At 32.3% G+C, this 2954-nt stretch carries 3 protein-coding genes; 2 read left to right on the forward strand and 1 reads right to left on the reverse strand.

Annotated elements, in window-relative coordinates; genetic code table 11:
• Window positions 1-851: site-specific tyrosine recombinase/integron integrase (gene xerA / locus AOG55_RS04210; RefSeq protein WP_330218576.1), on the forward strand; the 851-nt coding region annotated here is incomplete at its 5' end.
• Here the strand turns inward: xerA and AOG55_RS04215 are convergent.
• The gene (locus AOG55_RS04215; RefSeq protein ID WP_048101677.1) at window positions 848-1897 is read right to left on the reverse strand and encodes a polyprenyl synthetase family protein; all 1050 of its coding nucleotides are present in this window, start codon (window positions 1895-1897) and stop codon (window positions 848-850) included. The two genes, xerA and AOG55_RS04215, sit on opposite strands and share 4 nt — an antisense overlap.
• Before the next feature lie 340 nt (window positions 1898-2237).
• Between AOG55_RS04215 and AOG55_RS04220 the strand changes: the two genes are divergently transcribed.
• On the forward strand, window positions 2238-2939 hold the full coding sequence (locus AOG55_RS04220; RefSeq protein ID WP_055040937.1) for a tetratricopeptide repeat protein: 702 nt from the start codon (window positions 2238-2240) through the stop codon (window positions 2937-2939).
• Window positions 2940-2954: the final 15 nt, after the last annotated feature.

The raw sequence follows: 2954 nt of genomic DNA on the forward strand, positions 1-2954 counted from the left end.
TTACAGTTATGAAAATTGACGATGAAATACAAAAATTCCAGAAATTTTTATTATCAGAAAGGCGCAGCCCATATACAGTTAAGGAATATGCATCACTGGTCAATAATTTTCTTGGTTTTATAAATAAGGATATTAATTCTGTATCAGCTGAGGATATAGAGGAATATAAAAGCTATCTGGCCCTCACTAAAAATTATTCAAAAGCATCACAGTACCTATCAATAAAGGCTATAAAGGCATATTATTCATCCAAGAGATTGTCACCCCCATTTAATCTCGTACCACCAAGAAGGTCACAGAAAATGCCTGTTTACCTTAATGAGTCTGATGCGCGCAGGCTTCTTGAATCTGCTCATGATATCAGGCTCAGATCAATTATATCATTATTTTTATATACCGGGTTAAGGGTTGGCGAATTAACAAGACTGGAAATGGAGGATGTTGATCTTCAGGAGAATATAATATATGTACATTCAGGAAAGGGAGATAAGGATAGAATAGTGATAATTCCGGATGAATGCAGAAACGATCTTTTATCATATCTTAAGAGGAGAATAACTATAACAACAGCATCAAATAATTTTTTTATTTCCAATAAAAAAAATAGATTTGATACAAGTTCCATAGAGAGGCTGGTAAAAAATCTTGCCAAAAAAGCAGGAATACAGAAAAAGGTCACACCGCATGTATTGCGGCATACGTTCGCAACGTCTGTGCTGAGGAACGGCGGAGATATAAGGTTCATTCAGCAGATACTTGGGCATTCAAGCATTGCAACAACACAGATTTACACCCATATAGATGATAATACATTAAAGGAAATGTATATGCTTCATAAACCAAAATATTAATTTTCTCTGTGAATTATATAATTGGATAGGAACTCCAGCATTTCAAGGGGCTCCTCACTGCCCCTTATTGATTTAAGATTTTGTTTTGCTATTTTTGTAAATTCATCGATTTTTTTAAGGGAATAATCGTACGAACCTGTGTCAATAATAATTTTCTTAAGTTTGTTAAAATCATCATCTGAGACGTTCCCCGATTTAATGCATTTCTCTATGAAACTTCTCTGAAGATCATTGGAATTCTCATACGCCTTAATAATCAAAAGTGTTTTTTTGCCCTCATTCACATCGCTTTTTATTGATTTTCCAGTCTTTGCCTCGTCACCGAACATGCCGAGTATATCATCATAGAGCTGGAATGCTATCCCCGCATTTTTTCCAAATTCCCTTATATTCTGAGTATAATCATAGTTTCCTGCCAGAAAAGACCCCATCACCATAGGTCCCTCTATTGTATATCTTGCTGTTTTAAAATAATGAAGTTTCAAAAGTTTTTCCTCGCTGTATGTTTCATTGATTGTTGAGAACAGGTCAAGTAATTGGCCCTTGCCAGTATCCTCTATCACCTTTGAAAATTCATAATCAGCATTTAATAAATCTTTTTCATTAAATCCTGATTTTAACAAAACCTCATGTGAGAATGTATCTATTAAATCCCCAGCACTTATTGCTATGTTTTCTGCTATTTTCCTATTTTTAATTTTATTTTCAAAATGTTTATGGAAACTGGGTTTACCACGCCTTATATCGCTTTCATCCATTATATCATCATGTATTAAAAGATATGACTGTGCAAGTTCAATAGATGTGGATGCGCGGATTATCTTATCGTCTATGTCCCTAAAAATATTATAGCCAAGGATCATTATTATTGGTCTTACACGCTTACCACCATTCATTGTAAAATCCTTTAATACATTGATTACCTGGCTAATCTCATCATCAGAGCATTCTTTAAGCTTTTTCTCAAAATAGGTGTTCAATTCATTATTGACTGCTGATTTTAGGCTGTCGAATTTTTTAATATAATAGCTGTTATCGTTTATCAATTTATGGTTTATATATTAGCCCATTATTAATTTTTTTGTATTAAAACAAATAAGGTTATGGTTTCTGTTAACATTGTTAACAAACACCTTTGGAAGTTATTATACCAATTAATATTGGTATGCTTAAACTTCCTGGATACAACCTTGAATTCTTGCCATCATGGTTATTATTATAATATATCATTTTTATAAATAGTTGCTGGAATCACCTATAATATTATAACAGTAATTTGCTTTACTATAAACTTTATACTTTCATCTTATCCCTTAAGGAAAAAGACTCCAACCTTTTTGAGTTAAATAACTTAATCTTAATATATATGGTTTAAATATTATACACATGGCAGATGGTTATATCTATAATAAGGATGATGAGGCTGATGATTATAACGAACGTGGCATTTCATACTTTAATGTGATGCAGTATGCAGACGCTGTAAAAGAATTTACAAAGGCAATAAATATTATTAAAACAGACCCAGATTTTTATCTGAACCGGGCACTGGCCTATTATTCATTAAAAATGTACAATGAGGCAATAAAAGATTGTCAAAAGGCAATATCATTAAGCAGCGATAGGGGAGATTATCATAATACCCTTGGTTCAATATATGATGATATGAGAAAATATGATGAGGCCATAAATGAATTTAACGAGGCCATAAAAATAGAATCAGATGTCCCTGATTATTATTATAATAGGGGAAATGTGTACTGGAAAGTTGGTAAAACAGATTTGGCACTGCAGGATTATGATAAGGCGGTTTCATTAAATGATTCAGACCCAATTTTTCTTTATAAAAAGTCCCAGCTTCTCACTGAACTAAATAAATATGATGATGCATTAAAAGACCTGGATAAATGCATAAAAATATCAAGGAACCCTGCATATTTTGTTGACGAGGCAGGTATTTATGAAAAACAGGGGAATTACCAGAAATCCTTGGATATACTGAAAGAAGCATTAAATCTTTCACCGCAGGATATATCAATAAAATCCAAAATAGCATCAATTGAAAAATTAATAGAATCAGAAAAATAAATTAAATATGACCGA

The organism is Acidiplasma cupricumulans (genome assembly GCF_001402935.1).
GTDB classification, from domain to species: domain Archaea; phylum Thermoplasmatota; class Thermoplasmata; order Thermoplasmatales; family Thermoplasmataceae; genus Acidiplasma; species Acidiplasma aeolicum.

Coding starts and splice junctions, on each gene's coding strand:
- AOG55_RS04220 (WP_055040937.1), top strand. CDS start 2,238: ATGGCAGATGGTTATATCTATAATAAGGATGATGAGGCTGATGATTAT.